Genomic DNA, 17023 nt, shown 5'->3' on the forward strand with positions numbered 1-17023 from the left:
GCCTCTCATATGGTATGAAAAACTCGCTCAGCTGAGCGAGTTTTTTACATTTTGACGGTTACACGATAAGAAAGTAAAAGCATAACGGTTGAAAGAAAGATGGTGACCAAAACCCATGCCCAGGCAAGGTTCATTTGACCTGAATCAATGGCCACATAAATCGCTGTTGGCATTGTTTGTGTTTTTCCAGGAAGGTTGCCCGCGAACATTAACGTCGCCCCAAATTCTCCTAAAGCGCGGGCAAAACTTAAGATGATGCCAGAAATAAGGGCATTAGAAGCGAGCGGAATAGAAATCATTCGTAATACGGTCCAATTCCCGGCGCCATCTACACGAGCAGCGTCTTCAATATCGCGATCCACCGCTTCAAAACCGACTTTAGCAGATTGATACATCAAAGGAAACGCAACGACGCTTGCAGCGATTACGCCGGCTTGCCAAGTGAAAATAAGCGGGTGCTGAAAGATGGTTTCAATCCACTGACCGACCGGGCTTGAAGCGCCAAAGAGAACGAGTAAGATAAACCCAACGACAGATGGTGGAAGAACGAGTGGTAGCATAATGATCGTATCGATGATGCTTTTTCCACGAAACGTTCTTCCAGCCATGAGCCGACTTACCGAAATACCTAACAACGTTACGATGATGCTTGCTACAAGCGAAATTTTCAGGGATATAAGAATGGGATCAAGAAAATCAGTCATTGGCACTCACATCACTTTGGAAACCGTACGATTCAAAAATCGCTTTTGCTTCTTTACTTTGAAGGAAAGTATAATAGTTCGTCGCTTCTTCACGAGCACCACGGACGACCCCAGCTGGGTAAATGATCGGTGAATACGCTTGTTCAGGAACTTCTTCTACAAAGTCTACGTTTTTAGAAGAACGATAGTCGGTTTCATACACAATCCCTGCATCTGCATTGCCGGTTTCAACATATGTTAATACCTGGCGCACATCCTTACCGAAAATTAGTTCTTCTTTTAAAGTTTCCCATACGTTCGCGAATTCTAGTGCTTGTTTCGCATAAGCTCCTGCAGGGACAGTTTCAGGGATTCCAATCGCTACTCGCTTCACGTTTTCGGAAGCTAATTGTTCAAAATTTGCGAGATTAGTTGAACGGCTTTTAATAAGTACGAGTTTATTCTTCAGTAATGGAGTCTGATAGTCAGGGTTTAGTAAATCTTTCTTTTTCACAGACTGAAAATGAGATTCGGATGCAGAAACAAACACATCAATTGGAGCACCCTGTTTAATTTGGTTGGCCAGTACTCCTGAAGAAGCAAGATTTAAGGTGATGTTTGTATTGGGATGTTCTTTTTCATAAAGGGAATTAAGCTCGTTCATCGCATCACTTAAACTTGCAGCTGCGGCAACGGTTATACTAGCTGGCTCTGATTGGGGCGATTGACATCCTGAAATGATCAACACGATCAAGAGAAATATGCGTTTCATATGTAAAGTCCTTTCATCTGCTAATCTTCCATCTATTATAACGAATCCTTCTCATTTTGTACGGAAAGAACATAGAGAAAAATCGAGTGAAGCTTCTTTTGCGAGCTTTACTCGATTTAAATGGTCAACTAAACAGTTAGAAAAAGAGTTTAGGTTTTGGTTGTTTTATATGCTGATTTTCAAAAGGGTTTTCTGTAGTTGAATCACATGTTGAATCAAATTCATAATCAATCACCTGTTTATATGGTGGAGGGGTTAATTTCGCGTGACGATTTTCTCGGTATGGAACGTCGATGGATTGACCACGGCTATTCTCCTCTTTCCTTAGCTCTGAAACAACGATTGAGCCAATTTGCTTCCCGAGACGAAGACCCTCTTCATTATCCACAGGAAAATGAACACCGGCGTACAGTCTTGAGACGGCACACTCTTTAGCGAGCTCGACTAATCGCTCTTTTTCAGTAGGGAAAAAGTACGATAAAATCTCGGCAGTTGATCCGCTAATCGTCGCGTGTCCAGATGGATATGTCGGATGTCTCGGTGTGCAGAGGAGCGTCTTCAACTCGTGGTCTAACTGGTTCGGTCTTGCAACGTTCCAGCGGTATTTTAAATACCAGGCTGTTGTAAAAGCGTCATTCATCCCTGCTGAAGCAGCGGCTAGAATTCTTGCTGCGCGGGGAGCAGTCACACCATATGTGTCAATTAATTTGTCGATAATAGGGGTCCATTGCTTACTCGCTACTCCTGTTCCCCAATATTCTGCTAGCGTTGCCTGCTCTCGTGTTAGATGCTTCTGGGCATGCTTCACTTTCTTTAATTCATACTCCCAATCAATGGATGATGGATGCTTAATGTCCAGTCGAATTGGTCTTCCGTTAAGGGTAGCAAAACGCCCTGGTGGTTGGTTACGAAGGTAGTAATCCGGCCACGAACCCGCATATGGTTCTTCTGGATTATGAGGGGGCTTTTGTTCACCAGCATACGGAAGTTCTGACCATTTTTTATAATCGTCTGCCATTGCTTGTTTCCTCCTTAAATCGCTCCTTATTATAGTAAATGCGTAGCGATTGAGAGAGGTGTCAAAAACAATCAGGTTTCTTACCGAACCATACCGTTTCGGATGGCGTATACAGCAGCCTGGGTACGATCATTCACACCGAGTTTTCCAAGGATATTACTAACGTGGGTTTTTACCGTTTTTAATCCAATATACAATTCTTCTGCAATTTGGCTATTCGTTTTTCCTTCACCAATTAAAAGAAGAACTTCTTTTTCTCTTTTAGTTAATTCTTCATGTAGGGGTTTCTTAGGTTTCGAACGTAGTTGATTCATCATTTTTTGCGCTACTTTCTGCTCGATGACGCTTTCATCTTGAATCGCCTTTCGAATTGTAGTGATGATTTCCTCCGCTGAGGCTGTTTTAAGCAAGTAGCTAAAAGCGCCTGCTTCAATAGCAGGAAAAACTTGTTCATCATCGTAGAAGCTCGTGATAATAATAATTTTTGTGTTTGGAAGAGTGGCCATTATTTCTTTTGTCGCTTCAATGCCCGTCATTTCTGGCATAATGAGATCCATTAAAATCACGTCAGGATGAAGCTCATTTGCGAGCGATACTGCTTCTTTGCCATTTGCACCTTCGCCAATAATTTGGAAATCAGGCTCCGTTAGAAGATACGCTTTGAGACCTTTACGTACCATATCATGATCATCGACTATCATCATTTTAATTTCATCTGTCATGGTTATCCCTCCAATGGCACACGTACTTCGACTAATGTGCCTTCATCTGGACGAGATGAGACACGAAACTGTCCACCAATTTCATCACTACGTTCTTGCATTGAATCGAGACCGTATGCGCCTTTTTTATTTTCATTCATTTCAAACCCTTTTCCATTATCTTTGATATGTAATAAAAATTGCTTTTTCTTAAGTTTCACAGTAATTCGAATCACAGAAGCTTCAGCGTGACGCAAAGCATTTCCGAGACTTTCTTGGACAATACGGAATAAGTTTTCTTCAATTCCACCAGGAAGTTCCGGTAGTTCATCAAGTGTAAGGTGGAAAGTTACGCCAGATTTTTTTTCGAGTTCATCCACAAGCTTTCTGATGCCGACACAGAGAGTATCTTCTGATAGATGAATTGGACGAAGGTGAAGGAGAAGCGCTCTCATTTCGACTTGTGCTTTACTAGCGAGGTCTGCCACATCGACCATTTGGGATTTGGCTGTTTCGATGTCGCGGTCCATCATTTTAATAGAAGCAGAAGACATCATATTTAAGGCAAACAGCTGTTGACTAACAGCATCGTGAAGGTCTCGAGCAAGGCGCTGACGTTCTTCAATAATGGCAGCCCCCCTCGCTTTTTCGGCTAAGTCAGCTTTCTGATTAGCTAAATTTTGGAGAGAGGTTACCTGCTTCTGTAGTTTGTCAGTTAGTTCATTTAACTCGAAGCTAATCCGTCCAATTTCATCTTCTTCCGTAAGTTTTATCTTTTCAGTAAATCTTCCTCTCGATAACGTGATGATTTGTGTGGAAATATCTTCAAGACGGTTTCGGATAGAGAGCGTATCTTTGTAGCTAAAGTAACTTCCCAATACGATCACTAGCAACATGACGAAGAGGGGAGAAAGTAGGCTAAACCAGAGCGATACAAACCCGGGATGAAGAAATAACCCTATTTGGACAAAGAGGAAATAAAGAATTCCTGTAAAAAGAGCTGTAAAAAGAATCGACTTAAGTAACTTCCATCGTAAAGTGGATTTGTTCACATTGATTGCACCTTCCTTTAAATCCGATCAACTCTTAAATCAAGCACGGAAAAATCAAGATAAAATACGATGCGCTGAAGAGCATCGTTAAAATCATCCGTTTCATAAGTGATGGCCTGTCCTCTTCCAACATTATCCTGATTGTGTTTATCGATTGTTGCGGATAAAACCTTGGCACTTCCATCGATTCGAAATGGAAGATCTTCTGGAAGAATCACATTAATGTCACCAACAAAACCTGAGAGATGAATGACAGTTTCTTTTTCTGGGATGAGAGTTGTCGAAAAATCAAAGTCGTAGTCGCATACAAAGCTCCAGTCATACATCGAGCGAACTTCCCAATTCGGTTTGTTGTAGGAATGGTCTCTAACTAGACTAAATCCTTGAACCTTCCGGAACTGTCCAAGGATCTTAAAACCGATCAACACAAAAATGAGCGGCCACAGTTTCCAAATGCTCGAAAGGGTAAAATGAATCACTTCAAAACGATCAAGAACGAGAAGTAGGCCAATGATGAATAAGAGAGTGCCAGTTGTCCATTTCTTTCGTTTCATGGAAGGCATCAATGCTTCCAAAAGATATTTTACTCCGAGCAGAAGCAACAAAAACGGATAAAAAAAGACAATTGCTTCCGTCATTTCCATGGAAATAATGCCGAGATTTATAAGAAGAAGAAAAATTCCCAGACTAACAAAGAAAGTTGCTACGAGGAATCGTCCTGTTTGAATTCGTTTCATGTAATCTCCCCAATTCCTTCTGTCTCCTATGAGTGAACATATTTGACAGCAGTATGTTTATTTCCTGCCATATTTCTTAATAAGTCTTTATACTACGATAATCTTAAAGAAATACTTTCCTTTTTAGGGAATGTTGAGATAGACTGGTCTCATTTGATACTAGTTTCTAGCATGAAACACTGTTACGATAATGGCAGCCTGTTAACTCTAGTGTATATCAAGATGAAGGACAGTGGGAGTTGCTTCCGATTGAAGTTTACTCCGCCTTAAGACTGAAATTTCATGTTAAAATGGAAACGATTAGTGGAAAGTATAGAATAATAGAAGGATGAAGCGCTTTTAACTCGAATAGATTGTTAAGAAGAGTAAGGTTTAAAATGAGAGAGGGAATAGAATGAAACAAAAACGCATGTTTAAACTGGCCGTTGCAGGATGTGTTCTTGGCATTATCGCAGCAGTGCTCTCAAGGTTTAATGTGATACCTCTAATTCAAGTCAAAGATATTTCATTTCTAACTGCATTTATTTTTCCCGCATTTGCCGTATTGGGCTGTTATTTTGTGAAAACAAGACCGATTATAGGAGGCTTCAGTCTGCTTGTTTCAGCAGCAGGCGGAATCATATTTTTGTCGATTTTTTATATTATACCAGCTGCTTTTCTCGTAACTTCTGGGTTTTTAAGCATCTTATTAAAAGAAGAACCACAATTGGTTCCAAATAAATAACGGCGCCTCGAGGCGCCGTTATTTTTCATGAAGGAAATGTTGAATTGCCTTTGATGTTTCGAGAGGTCTTTCTTCCGGTATTAAATGGCCAGTATGAGAGAAAACAAGGAGATCTGCGTCAGGTAGGTCTTTTTTCATGCGTTCTCCGACCCGAAGTGGAACAAGACGGTCATCACTTCCCCAAATTAATAATATGGGAAAGTTGATTTTGTTTAGCGTTGTTGAAGCTAAATCTTCTTCCCGATCCCTGATCAGTCGACTTAGTGCCAAGAAAAAGCCTTTTTCATTAAAACTTGTCGTATAGCCGTCAATCACTTGTTGAGTAAGAAGCTTCCGATCATAGACAAGATGTTCGAAGTTTTTCCTTAAATTAATGGCGTTCATTGATAAGCTGAGGCAGTACGGAAAAAAAGGAAGATAAGAACAAACTCTCAGTCCTAGCGATGATGATTTAATATAGCTTGAGCTACATAAAAGAATCAGTTTCTCAACGCGCTCCGGGTGTTGGATACAAGTACGAAGCGCGATTTGACCGCCCATCGAATGCCCGATCAAGACCACTTTAGAAATTTGCATTTTTTCTAAAAGGCGGTTGGTGAGAGCGGCATACTCATGTAGGGAGTAATGGATGTCACAGTTTTTTTCACTCTCACCAAATCCAGGTAAATCAAAGCTCAATAAACTGTAATGATCATGAAGAAGAGGAAAAAGTTTGCGAAAACTATAAGAAGAGGAAAGAAACCCATGGATGAAGACCAGTGTTTGAGCTTTTTGGTTCGGGTGTTTGTAATACTCATAAGACAATGTCACTTTGTCGAGCTGTACTTTTTCTTTCCTAGTTTCGAACACGCTCTTCAACTCCTCTCTTGCACTTCCTATTTAAAGTTTGGCTTACTTAGGTGAAGTTTATCCTAGTTGACGTAAGAGAGAAGATCGTTAAACAAAAAAAGAGACGAGGCGTTGGCCTCGTCTTTCAAAAGGGGGAATATAGATAGCTTACTACTTCTGTTATTCCCAGATCATATGAAGAATATACCTCTTTTTTTAAATTAATATGAAAGTAACGATGTAATAAGTACGATCGTAATGGCTGCTGGGACAAAATAACGTATGAGTCCGTACCAGATGGGGAAGATCACGCGTCCTATTTTGGAAGACATCATCACTTCATCCGCCAGGATCTGTCGCTTCATTTTTCGAGAAACAAAGACAGAAATCAAGAGAGCCCCGATCGGCATTAATAAGTTACTTGCTAGAAAGTCCATCGTATCAAAAATGCTTCTGCCAAATACGGAAATGTCTCCAAGAACACCGAATGACAAAGCGGATGGAATTCCAAGTAAGAAAACGCATAATCCTGCGATCCAGGATGCTTTTTTACGCTTTCCTTCACCGCGTGTTACCGTAGAAACGATAATCTCCATCAAAGAAAAAGCAGAAGTTAACGTTGCAAACAGCAAAAGCGCTAGGAAGACGGTAAAAAACAATCCGCCAAACGCCATTTGGTTAAACACTGCAGGAAGAACGGTGAAAATAAGTCCAGGCCCTTCTGTTGGCTCAAAGCCAAATGCGAAGACAGCAGGGAAGATGGCAAGTCCAGCAAGAAATGAGATTAATACGTTTAAACTAACGACTGAAACAACGGAACCGGTAAGGTCAGCTTTCTTATCAAGGTAAGAGCTGTACGTCACCATTAAGGATATACCGACACTGAGCGCGAAGAACGATTGACCAAGCGCGTCTAGAACGCCTTCAGCTGATAGCATCGAGAAATCAGGTTTCAGGAAGAAAGAAACGCCCTCCATTGCACCGTCTAAAGAGAGAGAACGAACAACAAGCACTAGAAAAAGAATAAAAAGGGCTGGCATCATATAACGGCTTGCTGTTTCGATTCCTTTTTGAACCCCAAATTGCACGATCGCTACGGTTATGGCTAGGAATAGCGCTTGCGTCAGGAGTGCTGTTGAAGGACTGCCGATAATTTCTCCGAACAGTTCTTCATAGCGGCTATTTGGAAGTCCGGTAAGAGATCCTGAGAAGCTTCTCGTTAAGTACGTAATCACCCATCCACCAATAACACTATAGAAGGATAAGATAATGAAGGATGCCGTTACGCCGAGATATCCGAGCCATTTCCATTTTGTACTACCAGAAATCGACTGATAAGAAGAAACGGCGTTTTGTTGGGAGTGTCGACCAACGACAAATTCAGCAAGTAGCATCGGTGCTCCGACTAAAACAGTGAAAAGAAGAAAAACAAGGAAAAACGCTGCTCCACCGTTTGTACCTGCCATATATGGAAATTTCCACAGTGCACCAAGCCCGATTGCTGACCCAGCTGAAGCCAGAATAAATCCGAATCTTGACGACCATTGATCATTTGATTTCATCTTGTCACCTCATACAATATAGTAAGTCCAAATGAATGGCATTTTAACACTATAGCGAGCGGAAAGAATTCAGTCAATATCAAATATTCATGTATTTATTTACCACCTGCTTGAAGCATTGCTATCATTGACATGATCAATTAGGTATCTGTATTATTTTAATTTGAAAACAAATGCTTTATACTATTCACATGTCTTGCTATTCCTTCACTGGAAGGGTATGATTCTTAGAAAAGGCCAGTATGATGTTTTGTCTAGATTCGACATCTATGTTATACTAGTTAAGTTGAAAAAATTTGTTAGGAGTGTTTTCATGGCAGAGCAATATAACGTCGGTGATATCGTAGAAGGGAAGGTAACTGGTATTAAGCCTTTTGGTGCTTTCGTTGCAATTGACGACCAAAAGCAAGGTCTAGTTCACATTTCTGAAATTTCTCACGGCTACGTAAAAAATATCGAAGATCAACTTACTGTAGGAGACGAAGTTAAGGTTAAAATCCTTAACATTGAAGAAGGTTCCGGTAAAATCTCTCTTTCAATCCGTGCTACTCAGCCTAAACCTGAGCGTCCGGAAAGAAAGCCTCGCCCAGCAGCACCAAGCGGCGGAAACAAGAAACCACAACAAACTTCTTCTCCACAAGGCTTCAACACGCTTGAAGATAAGCTTAAAGACTGGTTGAAAGAATCTAACGACCGTCAAGCTCAATTGAACAAGCGCCTTAAGAAGTAAGTAATGACAAAAGAAGGCAGCCAATCGGCTGCCTTCTTTTTTTGATTTATGTTGTCGCACGATCTGGGTCATGTGAAAGCTCTTCAGTAGGTTTGAATAGTAGCGTTAGGCAATAAAGACCACTCAGCCCAACAAGACCATAGACAATGCGTGCTAGTGCAGCATTTTGTCCACCGAAAATCGCTGCTACAAGGTCAAATTGGAAAAATCCAATAAGTCCCCAATTGATCGCTCCAATGATAACCAACCCTAGTGCGACTCGTTGTAGTGTGCTCAAAAGACACCCTCCTTTTATAAAAAACATAATGATTCATTTATAAGATGAGAAAAATTCCGCAATCTTATACATTTCATCTCCACTTACTTCCTTTAAGCAGATTGCTTTATTTTTAAAATATGATGAGGCATAATAAAGTGAAACTTCCGTCGTCTGACGGTTAGTTGAACGAATCAGACCTTTAGGGGCAGTTTATTCTCACCTTAACCTCTGGTTTTACTAAAGGCTAAAGGTGAGTGTTTACTGCGCCTTAAGGCTGGGATAAACGTGATTTGAAATAAAGGAGGACATAACAATGAATAATTTTACATTCCAAAATCCAACAAAGTTGATCTTCGGTAAAGGGCAGCTTGAAGCGCTCAAAACGGAAGTTCCACAATACGGAAAAAAAGTCCTCGTTGTTTATGGCGGAGGAAGCATCAAGAAAAATGGTGTTTACGATAGCGTAATGAACACATTAAACGAAATTGGTGCTGAAGTATTTGAACTTAGCGGCGTTGAACCAAACCCACGCCTAACAACTGTTCATAAAGGCGTCGACATTTGTAAAGAAAACGATATTGATTTCATTCTAGCAGTAGGTGGCGGTAGTGTTATTGACTGCACAAAAGCGATTTCTGCTGGAGCTAAATATGATGGAGACGTTTGGGACTTTGTTACGAAAAAAGCATTCCCTGAAGCAGCTCTTCCATTCGGTACAGTTCTAACGCTAGCAGCAACTGGTTCAGAAATGAACCCAGGTTCTGTTATCACAAACTGGGAAACACAAGAGAAATACGGCTGGGGACATCCACTAGTTCACCCGAAATTCTCTATTCTAGATCCTGAGAACACGTACACAGTGCCAAAAAACCATACAGTTTACGGCATGGTGGACATGATGTCTCACGTACTTGAGCAATACCTTCACCCTGAATCAAATACAGAGCTACAAGAAAACATGCAGTTCTCTGTACTTGAAACAGTGATGAATACTGCTCCAAAATTAATTGAAGATATGCAGAACTACGACCACCGTGCAACAATTATGTTAAGTGGTACAGTAGCGCTAAACCAATCACTACAGATGGGTGTTCGCGGTGACTGGGCTTCTCACAACATCGAGCACGCGGTATCAGCTGTGTATGATATTCCGCACGCTGGTGGTTTGGCGATTCTCTTCCCGAACTTAATGAGACACAACCTTGATGTGAACGTTGATAAATTCAAGCGTCTTGCTGTCAAAGTTCTTGGCGTAAGCGAAGAAGGTAAATCTGATCGCGATATCGCGCTTGAAGGGATCGACAAGCTAAGCGCGTTCTGGAGCAGCCTTGGTGCACCAAACCGTCTTGCTGATTATGACATCGACGATAGCCAGCTTGATTTGATTGCTGACCGTGCGATGGCTAATGGCGCGTTCGGTAATTTCAAGTCTCTTGAGCGCGACGACGTGATGGCGATTTTGAAAGCTTCTCTATAAGATAAAATGATAAGAACCGTTCCGTTTTGGAGCGGTTCTTTTTTTATGGTGTTTAAATGGGGATGGTTTAACTCATTTTCGCAATGTGTGAGAGGGGCGTTTAGAACAAATGAATTTGTTCAACGCCCCTCTCACACATTGCGACCTTTCAGCTTCGCTGAAAGGCGATTGAAACTCTGGTTTCAATCGAATGAGCTAAAAATCGAGCTGCCCCAAGAGAAATATAAGTTCAAGTTCTAAAAAGCTTATGTAACTTTAAAAAGAAATCTTCTCAGGTAATCGCTTACATGGATCGGCGTTCTTGATTTCGACTAGGTCTTGGGCTAAAGTAAAATGTGGGTACTGAACAAAAAATGATAATTGGAGGCTAACTATGACTTCGAAAGTAAGTTTTGATTATTCAAAAGCATTGTCGTTTGTTGGCGAACATGAAGTAACATACATGGCGGATGCAGTGAAGGCTGCACACGAAGCGCTACATAATGGAACAGGGGCTGGCAGCGATTTTCTTGGCTGGCTAACGCTTCCGCATGATTATGATAAAGAAGAATTCTCACGCATTCAGAAATCAGCTGAGAAAATTAAATCAGATTCTGACGTGCTACTTGTTGTTGGGATCGGTGGTTCTTATTTAGGCGCTCGTGCAGCGATCGAAATGCTGAACCATTCTTTCTATAACGTGCTAACAAAAGAAGAGCGCAAAACACCACAAGTGTTCTTCGTAGGAAACAACATTAGCTCGACTTACGTAAAGGATCTTTTCAGCGTACTTGAAGGAAAAGACGTTTCCGTTAACGTGATTTCAAAATCTGGTACAACAACAGAGCCTGCAATTGCGTTCCGTATTTTCCGTAAATTCCTTGAAGAAAAATACGGCGTAGAAGAAGCGCGTCGTCGCATCTATGCAACAACAGATAAGTCAAAAGGTGCGCTTAAAACACTTGCTGACGAAGAAGGATACGAAAGCTTCGTGATTCCTGATGATGTTGGTGGACGTTATTCTGTTCTTACAGCTGTTGGACTTCTTCCAATCGCAGCAAGCGGAATCTCGATCGAAGAAATGATGAAAGGTGCTCAGGACGCGCAAGATGACTTGAACACATCTGACATCGCTTCAAACGAAGCTTATCAGTATGCAGCGGTTCGTAATGCTCTTTACAACAAAGGAAAGAACATCGAGCTTCTAGTGAACTATGAGCCATCTCTACACTATTTCTCTGAGTGGTGGAAGCAGCTCTTTGGCGAAAGTGAAGGAAAAGACAACAAAGGTCTTTATCCAGCATCCGTTGATTTCTCAACTGACCTTCACTCGATGGGACAATACGTTCAAGACGGCCGTCGTAGCTTGTTTGAAACTGTATTGAACGTAGGCAAAGCGCGTCATGAGATCACAATCGAAGAAGACGACAAAAACCTTGATAAGCTGAACTACCTTGCTGGGGAAACAATGGACTTTGTTAACCAGAAAGCATTTGAAGGTACAATGCTTGCTCATACAGATGGTGACGTTCCGAACTTGATCGTGAACATCCCTGAAATGACGCCTTACCACTTCGGTTACCTTGCTTACTTCTTTGAAAAAGCATGTGCCGTTTCAGGTTACCTACTTGGCGTGAATCCGTTCGATCAGCCGGGAGTAGAGGCATACAAAACGAACATGTTCGCACTTCTTGGTAAACCAGGATTCGAAAAAGAAAAAGCTGAGCTTGAAGATCGCCTTAACACCAACGAATAGATTGAACTAGAGAGAGCGCAGCGGCGCTCTCTTTTTTTTTAATCTAGTTCCAGCGCCTACCCGCTCGAGGTCTTAAGTCAAGCATCATTGTGGCAAAAAGCGCCACATTGATGCTCGTCTTAAGCTTGTCGCGGGTGAACGAGGCGCTTGCGCTTTTTTATCATGAAATTCCTCTGTTTGGACACGATAAGCGTAGACTATGTAAACAGGGAGGAAGTACACATGATTCCAATGAATTCGGAACTCGAAGGGAAAACGATTGAACTTAGCATTATGGAGGACAAGCTTCGTCAACTAGGCTATAGCTACGGAGGCGGATGGGAATATGATCATGGCTATTTTGACTATAAAATCGATGATGAAGACGGCTATCTTTTTCTACGAGTGCCGATTAAAGCCGTGAAAAAAGAGCTTGATGCGGATGGCGCTATTGTCGAAATCGGCCAGCCGTTCATGCTCTCTCATATGTACCAGGCAGGAGTCGATCCTGAAGGGAATATCGGCAATATCTCAGCGTCCTTTAACCAATTTCAGGAACCAACCGATAAAGATGCTGAAATTGATGAAAAGTGGTTGAAATACGGAGAGCGTTACGTGAAAGAGTTTGACGCAGCACTCTCGTCTTACGTGTGAATCACAAGTAAAAGATCATCTGACTCGATAACAAACGAAGGGGAGGGATTCATGACAAGATCGCTTCCTCTTTTTACACCAATCATCAGAATATCCTTTTCATTTAGCTGTTGAGCGACATCGCAAAAGGATTTCTCACTGTAAGCCTCCGCTTTCATAAAATCGAGTTGGTTTGGCTTTAAATGAGTCAACATTTCAAGCAGTGTCGTAGAAATCCCATGTGAAAAGACGCTATTCGTCATGACTGTACTTAGAAGATGCGCACTTTCAATAATTTCATCCGCACCCGCACGCTCGGCATTCACAATTTGTTCAGGCGATAGAATCTCCACAATCGTATACACAGAAGGGTTGATCCCTTTTACCGTTAAAAGGGTCAGAATCGTCTGCATATCCACTTCCATTTCACTTTTATACTGATCCGCCGTAATGAGGACGGTGTGTGCATCGCTTACCTTGGCTTTGCGCAATGTGCTGTCTTCACCAGGGTTTCCTCGAATAAAATGAACGCCTTCTTTTTGGAGTGGGTTTTCAGTAAGCGAATGATCAACCAGTACAATAGATCGCTCAGGCTGATTTGATAAAAGCGCCTTAATCGTATGTCGGCTGCGTGAATTCCACCCAACGACGACAACGTGATTGGCTCGTTCGTAGCTGCGCTCTCCCCGTCCGAGTGCACCCTGGGTCATTACAAAGGAAGAAGCAAGCTTTGCCATATAAAAGGTCATAAATCCAGCTCCAAACATAATAAATACCATTGCAAATGCTTTTCCTCTCACAGTTTCAGGTGATGTATCACCATACCCAATCGTAGAAGCCGTGACAATCGCAAACCAAACCCCATCGAAAACGGTCGGAAACATCTCTGGCTCTACCAGATGCATAATAAAGCCCATCGTGATTAGAATCACAACGATCAGTGCACCGAGTTGTAATACAGGAGGATACCGCGATATATAATAAACTAAGTCACGTAATCTCAAAACAAAACGCTCCTTTCTCCACTTCCATTATGCCCATCAATCACTGGAAAAAAACGACACGTGTGTGATCCTTCACGACAGGGTAAAGAAAGGATATGACAGGACAAAAAGGGTGAAGAAATATGAGAGCACTATCATCATTCCTCGTATCGCTCGTACGCCTGATTTTTGGCATCATCGAAGCGATTCTCGGAATTCGCATATTGCTGAAACTATTCAGCGCAAATCCAACAGCTCCGTTTGTACAGTGGATCTATGACTTTTCAGAGCCGCTGTTGTATCCATTCCGAAACATCTTTCCAACGACGGAATTCGCCGGACAGTATGTCGTTGAATTCTCTGCGGTGTTCGCATTGATTGTGTATAGCATTGTGGCATCACTTATTGTACGGTTTGTGGCAATGGGGTTAACGAGCCGGGAGAGAAGGTAATAGAGGAGAAACGCTGTTGAACGGCGTTTCTTTTGTTGTTTGTAGGTTGTTTATAATAGAACAGGTAGAAACCCTCTTGCATTCGCAGGAGGGTTTTTGGTGGAGAGTAGACTAATCCGCGTAAACTTCTCTCTTATTTATCTGTTGAGGATCTCTAGCATTCCCATGCGGAAAACGGTCGGAAAATGCTTCTATTTGCTGTTCTGAGAGCTCGATTGGTTCTTCGAGAACCACCCAGTTAACACCTTCAGAACAAGGAGGAGTCGTTAACGAACCGCTGTACCGAAATGTTGACATGTCTTCTGGCAGTAATGATTCCAGCTTTAGTTTACTTGAGAGCTCTTCTTTACTGTGTTCGGAAGGGATATTTGAAAAGGTTTCAGCTAAGACTGGATTATCTTCACCTTCTTCAATAAGGAAGGCGAGAACGGCCAGCTCACCCGCTTCATTTTGATGAACAAGGTGACCTTCCATTTCAAAATGATCACCGTTCAAAGAATTTTCACTTGGGGTATGGAAATGGAGTTGTTGTAACGTATATTCTTCTCCTTGTAATGAAATGCTGTTTTCCCCAGTTGGATCCGTCAGTTGAACCGTGTGTCCGTTGTTTTCTAATGTAAACGGAGTGGATTGGTACGTGAGTTCAAGTGCTTCTAAATCATCATTCAGTTCAACAGTTGAAACGTCAATGTTGATTGGAGACTGCTTTTCTCCTTCACCGCATGCCGCATACTCAGGGTGCAGCGTATGCCAATTGGATGGCCCTGTTTCTCCTTCATATGACCATGTCACGTCTTCTGCTTGATCCTCATCGATTTTTTTCTCCGTTTCAGCGGAGCATCCCATTAGCATGGCTATTGATAAAACTCCTGCAGGACTAATCTTTTTCAACATGTACCTTCATCACCAACTTCATTTTAGTTCGTTAACAAACCCGTACACCAATTATTTCAAAGCACCTAACATGGTTCAAAAGGATTTCGACCTAAACAGATCTTCACAATTTCCTTTGCTAACCCTTTTAATAGCACCATTGGCTTGGGAGGATAGAGCTATGGGATAAAAAAAGTGATTCGTGATCTTTATTGAAATTAGTGTGCTTTACTTAGGTAATCTCATTGTGGATAAGAATGGGACTTGCTTAAATTTCTAAAAGCGCAAAATCCTTGATTTAAGTCAATGAAAGTCTTCCTCAGACAAAATACAATAGATTTAACATCAAAGTCGAGGAGGCTCTTATATGGGGTTAGGGAGAACAACGAATCAAAACATGCAGCAGAAAGCAGCAGTCTTGTCTGGTATTGCCTTACTTGTCATGACAGTTGCTGCAGTTTTTGCTCAGGGGTATGTGCACAGTTCATTAGTCGTTGAGGGAGATGCGACAACGACATTAAAAAACATCCAGGCATCTCAAGGACTGTTTCGTCTTGAGGTACTTGGATGGCTTATTATCATCATCATGGATTTAGTTGTATCATGGGGATTTTACTTATTTCTACAGCCGTTTCATGCAGGTTACGCTTTATTAGCTGGCTGGCTTCGTTTCCTTTATACAGCCATGCTAGCCACTGCGGTTTCACATCTGGTAGTAACGAACACGATTGTTCAACATGCAGTAGGAGGTACGTCGGATCGTGTTGCACAGCAAGCAATGGATTCCATCACAGCTTTTGAAGCAACCTGGTCATTTGGATTAATCATTTTTGGGCTTCATCTGATCGCAGTCGGCCTGGTAACATGGAATACAACTAAGATACCAAAAGTGATCAGCTTTCTTGTCGTTCTAGCAGGCTTCAGCTACGCGCTTATTCATTTCATGTACCAATTTATCCCCCAAATTGAAAACGTTACTGGGCTACTAGAATTAATCCTTATGGTTCCTATGGTCATCGGTGAATTAGGTTTTGGGATATGGCTATTAGTAAAAGGAAGAAGAGTAACGATGGACTAATCAACAATCCTGAGGTTAGCTACGGACCGTTTTTTAATCCGGCTTAGAGATTCTGGCTTGATTCCCAGGTAGCTTGCTAGTTGATACTGAGGAACTCGATCAATTAAACCTGGTCTTTTCTTAACCAAGTTCTGATAGCGTTCTTCTGGCGTAGAAGAGATGAAGGAGGAGAAATCATCCCTCATCGTACCAAGATCTTCTTCAATCATTTTGCGAGTCAGTTCCTCTAACACCGGATGCATATTGTAAGCTTCCTGCTCAGTCGATAAATCACCAACAATAAGCGTACAGTCTTCCAAGCAGCTAAGAGAGTATGGAGAAATTTTGTCAGGAGTATGCTGATTAAAGATCGTCACACTCTGCTCTTCAGTGAAGAAATTAAACGTATTCTCATTCCCATGTTCATCGACACCGTATAGGCGTACACACCCTTTTAGAACAAAATAGCATTTGTTGGGGACTTCACCTTGATGTAAAAGGACCGTTCCTTTTTTAAACGTAGCAACAGGAATATCGATTGTGAGCTTTCTTAATTCGGATTCACTGAGATCCGAGAAGCGTTTCATATACTGGATAAGGACATCTTTCATCGTATTCATCTCCCTTACCAAATTCTCATTATTCTTTAGTATAGCATGATTAAAAAAAGAGAGAGGTGGCGTACTAAAACTGGTTATGCGCTAAAGTAATATGAATATGTGGTGACTACGCACCAGTATACTTTAAAAACAAGTAACACCTAGGAGG

Annotated in this window: 19 protein-coding genes; 7 read left to right on the top strand and 12 right to left on the bottom strand. The window is 41.7% G+C overall.

Annotated features, from left to right (window positions below; translation table 11 throughout):
• Window positions 1–44: 44 nt before the first annotated feature.
• From modB to PQ578_RS04285, 6 genes are all read right to left on the bottom strand, one after another.
• The gene (modB, locus tag PQ578_RS04260; RefSeq protein ID WP_273832327.1) at window positions 45–704 is read right to left on the bottom strand and encodes a molybdate ABC transporter permease subunit; all 660 of its coding nucleotides are present in this window, start codon (window positions 702–704) and stop codon (window positions 45–47) included.
• Window positions 697–1455 (bottom strand): molybdate ABC transporter substrate-binding protein, encoded by a 759-nt coding sequence (modA, locus tag PQ578_RS04265; protein WP_273832328.1) that lies wholly within the window; start codon window positions 1453–1455, stop codon window positions 697–699. Before modA ends, modB begins: the two co-directional genes overlap by 8 nt.
• A 136-nt stretch (window positions 1456–1591) precedes the next feature.
• Window positions 1592–2473 (bottom strand): phosphatase PAP2 family protein, encoded by an 882-nt coding sequence (locus PQ578_RS04270; protein ID WP_273832329.1) that lies wholly within the window; start codon window positions 2471–2473, stop codon window positions 1592–1594.
• Between the two features lie 80 nt (window positions 2474–2553).
• Window positions 2554–3195: a response regulator gene (locus tag PQ578_RS04275; protein ID WP_273832330.1), complete on the bottom strand. Its 642-nt coding sequence runs from the start codon at window positions 3193–3195 to the stop codon at window positions 2554–2556.
• A 2-nt stretch (window positions 3196–3197) separates the two neighbouring features.
• A complete protein-coding gene (locus PQ578_RS04280) occupies window positions 3198–4226 on the bottom strand; it encodes a sensor histidine kinase (RefSeq protein ID WP_273832331.1) in 1029 nt (342 codons plus the stop codon).
• Window positions 4227–4243: 17 nt separating this feature from the next.
• Window positions 4244–4963 (bottom strand): cell wall-active antibiotics response protein, encoded by a 720-nt coding sequence (locus PQ578_RS04285; protein WP_273832332.1) that lies wholly within the window; start codon window positions 4961–4963, stop codon window positions 4244–4246.
• A gap of 394 nt (window positions 4964–5357) precedes the next feature.
• On the opposite strand from PQ578_RS04285, the gene PQ578_RS04290 reads away from it, so the two are divergent.
• Window positions 5358–5687 carry a hypothetical protein gene (locus PQ578_RS04290; RefSeq protein WP_098444804.1) on the top strand — a complete coding sequence of 110 codons (330 nt, stop codon included), beginning with the start codon at window positions 5358–5360 and terminating at the stop codon, window positions 5685–5687.
• 18 nt (window positions 5688–5705) lie between these two features.
• On the opposite strand, the gene PQ578_RS04295 is transcribed toward PQ578_RS04290, so the two are convergent.
• Window positions 5706–6536, bottom strand: coding sequence for an alpha/beta fold hydrolase (locus tag PQ578_RS04295; RefSeq protein WP_273832333.1), 831 nt, complete (start codon window positions 6534–6536; stop codon window positions 5706–5708).
• 200 nt (window positions 6537–6736) lie between these two features.
• Window positions 6737–8077: a sodium-dependent transporter gene (locus tag PQ578_RS04300; RefSeq protein ID WP_273832334.1), complete on the bottom strand. Its 1341-nt coding sequence runs from the start codon at window positions 8075–8077 to the stop codon at window positions 6737–6739.
• Window positions 8078–8390: 313 nt separating this feature from the next.
• Here PQ578_RS04300 and yugI point away from each other — a divergent pair, with 313 nt between their 5' ends.
• Entirely contained in the window at window positions 8391–8807 is a 417-nt protein-coding gene (yugI, locus tag PQ578_RS04305) for a S1 domain-containing post-transcriptional regulator GSP13 (RefSeq protein WP_098444801.1), read from the top strand.
• 46 nt (window positions 8808–8853) lie between these two features.
• Here the strand turns inward: yugI and PQ578_RS04310 are convergent, their stop codons facing one another.
• Window positions 8854–9084, bottom strand: a complete 231-nt coding sequence (locus PQ578_RS04310; protein WP_098444800.1) for a DUF378 domain-containing protein — start codon at window positions 9082–9084, stop codon at window positions 8854–8856.
• A gap of 295 nt (window positions 9085–9379) precedes the next feature.
• Between PQ578_RS04310 and PQ578_RS04315 the strand changes: the two genes are divergently transcribed.
• From PQ578_RS04315 to PQ578_RS04325, 3 genes are all read left to right on the top strand, one after another.
• Window positions 9380–10543, top strand: coding sequence for an iron-containing alcohol dehydrogenase (locus tag PQ578_RS04315; RefSeq protein ID WP_224882508.1), 1164 nt, complete (start codon window positions 9380–9382; stop codon window positions 10541–10543).
• A gap of 373 nt (window positions 10544–10916) precedes the next feature.
• Window positions 10917–12278: a glucose-6-phosphate isomerase gene (locus PQ578_RS04320; protein WP_273832336.1), complete on the top strand. Its 1362-nt coding sequence runs from the start codon at window positions 10917–10919 to the stop codon at window positions 12276–12278.
• A gap of 222 nt (window positions 12279–12500) precedes the next feature.
• A complete protein-coding gene (locus PQ578_RS04325) occupies window positions 12501–12911 on the top strand; it encodes a YugN-like family protein (protein WP_098444797.1) in 411 nt (136 codons plus the stop codon).
• On the opposite strand, the gene PQ578_RS04330 is transcribed toward PQ578_RS04325, so the two are convergent.
• A complete protein-coding gene (locus PQ578_RS04330; RefSeq protein WP_273832337.1) occupies window positions 12902–13894 on the bottom strand; it encodes a potassium channel family protein in 993 nt (330 codons plus the stop codon). The two genes, PQ578_RS04325 and PQ578_RS04330, sit on opposite strands and share 10 nt — an antisense overlap.
• 122 nt (window positions 13895–14016) lie before the next feature.
• Here PQ578_RS04330 and PQ578_RS04335 point away from each other — a divergent pair, with 122 nt between their 5' ends.
• The gene (locus PQ578_RS04335) at window positions 14017–14325 is read left to right on the top strand and encodes a YggT family protein (RefSeq protein ID WP_273832338.1); all 309 of its coding nucleotides are present in this window, start codon (window positions 14017–14019) and stop codon (window positions 14323–14325) included.
• Window positions 14326–14436: 111 nt separating this feature from the next.
• Here the strand turns inward: PQ578_RS04335 and PQ578_RS04340 are convergent, their stop codons facing one another.
• On the bottom strand, window positions 14437–15219 hold the full coding sequence (locus PQ578_RS04340) for a carbonic anhydrase (RefSeq protein ID WP_273832339.1): 783 nt from the start codon (window positions 15217–15219) through the stop codon (window positions 14437–14439).
• A 346-nt stretch (window positions 15220–15565) separates the two neighbouring features.
• Between PQ578_RS04340 and PQ578_RS04345 the strand changes: the two genes are divergently transcribed.
• On the top strand, window positions 15566–16276 hold the full coding sequence (locus PQ578_RS04345) for a DUF4386 domain-containing protein (RefSeq protein WP_273832340.1): 711 nt from the start codon (window positions 15566–15568) through the stop codon (window positions 16274–16276).
• Here PQ578_RS04345 and PQ578_RS04350 read toward each other — a convergent pair.
• Window positions 16273–16866 carry a Crp/Fnr family transcriptional regulator gene (locus PQ578_RS04350; protein ID WP_273832341.1) on the bottom strand — a complete coding sequence of 198 codons (594 nt, stop codon included), beginning with the start codon at window positions 16864–16866 and terminating at the stop codon, window positions 16273–16275. The two genes, PQ578_RS04345 and PQ578_RS04350, sit on opposite strands and share 4 nt — an antisense overlap.
• Window positions 16867–17023: the final 157 nt, after the last annotated feature.

Source organism: Guptibacillus sedimenti (assembly GCF_028610665.1).
Lineage (GTDB): Bacteria > Bacillota > Bacilli > Bacillales > Guptibacillaceae > Guptibacillus > Guptibacillus sedimenti.

What these genes read in the sequence shown, in the direction of transcription:
- modB (WP_273832327.1), bottom strand. Translation starts at nt 704, where the DNA reads ATGACTGATTTTCTTGATCCCATTCTTATATCCCTGAAAATTTCGCTT.
- modA (WP_273832328.1), bottom strand. Translation starts at nt 1,455, where the DNA reads ATGAAACGCATATTTCTCTTGATCGTGTTGATCATTTCAGGATGTCAA.
- PQ578_RS04270 (WP_273832329.1), bottom strand. Translation starts at nt 2,473, where the DNA reads ATGGCAGACGATTATAAAAAATGGTCAGAACTTCCGTATGCTGGTGAA.
- PQ578_RS04275 (WP_273832330.1), bottom strand. Translation starts at nt 3,195, where the DNA reads ATGACAGATGAAATTAAAATGATGATAGTCGATGATCATGATATGGTA.
- PQ578_RS04285 (WP_273832332.1), bottom strand. Translation starts at nt 4,963, where the DNA reads ATGAAACGAATTCAAACAGGACGATTCCTCGTAGCAACTTTCTTTGTT.
- PQ578_RS04290 (WP_098444804.1), top strand. Translation starts at nt 5,358, where the DNA reads ATGAAACAAAAACGCATGTTTAAACTGGCCGTTGCAGGATGTGTTCTT.
- PQ578_RS04300 (WP_273832334.1), bottom strand. Translation starts at nt 8,077, where the DNA reads ATGAAATCAAATGATCAATGGTCGTCAAGATTCGGATTTATTCTGGCT.
- yugI (WP_098444801.1), top strand. Translation starts at nt 8,391, where the DNA reads ATGGCAGAGCAATATAACGTCGGTGATATCGTAGAAGGGAAGGTAACT.
- PQ578_RS04315 (WP_224882508.1), top strand. Translation starts at nt 9,380, where the DNA reads ATGAATAATTTTACATTCCAAAATCCAACAAAGTTGATCTTCGGTAAA.
- PQ578_RS04320 (WP_273832336.1), top strand. Translation starts at nt 10,917, where the DNA reads ATGACTTCGAAAGTAAGTTTTGATTATTCAAAAGCATTGTCGTTTGTT.
- PQ578_RS04325 (WP_098444797.1), top strand. Translation starts at nt 12,501, where the DNA reads ATGATTCCAATGAATTCGGAACTCGAAGGGAAAACGATTGAACTTAGC.
- PQ578_RS04335 (WP_273832338.1), top strand. Translation starts at nt 14,017, where the DNA reads ATGAGAGCACTATCATCATTCCTCGTATCGCTCGTACGCCTGATTTTT.
- PQ578_RS04340 (WP_273832339.1), bottom strand. Translation starts at nt 15,219, where the DNA reads ATGTTGAAAAAGATTAGTCCTGCAGGAGTTTTATCAATAGCCATGCTA.
- PQ578_RS04345 (WP_273832340.1), top strand. Translation starts at nt 15,566, where the DNA reads ATGGGGTTAGGGAGAACAACGAATCAAAACATGCAGCAGAAAGCAGCA.
- PQ578_RS04350 (WP_273832341.1), bottom strand. Translation starts at nt 16,866, where the DNA reads ATGAAAGATGTCCTTATCCAGTATATGAAACGCTTCTCGGATCTCAGT.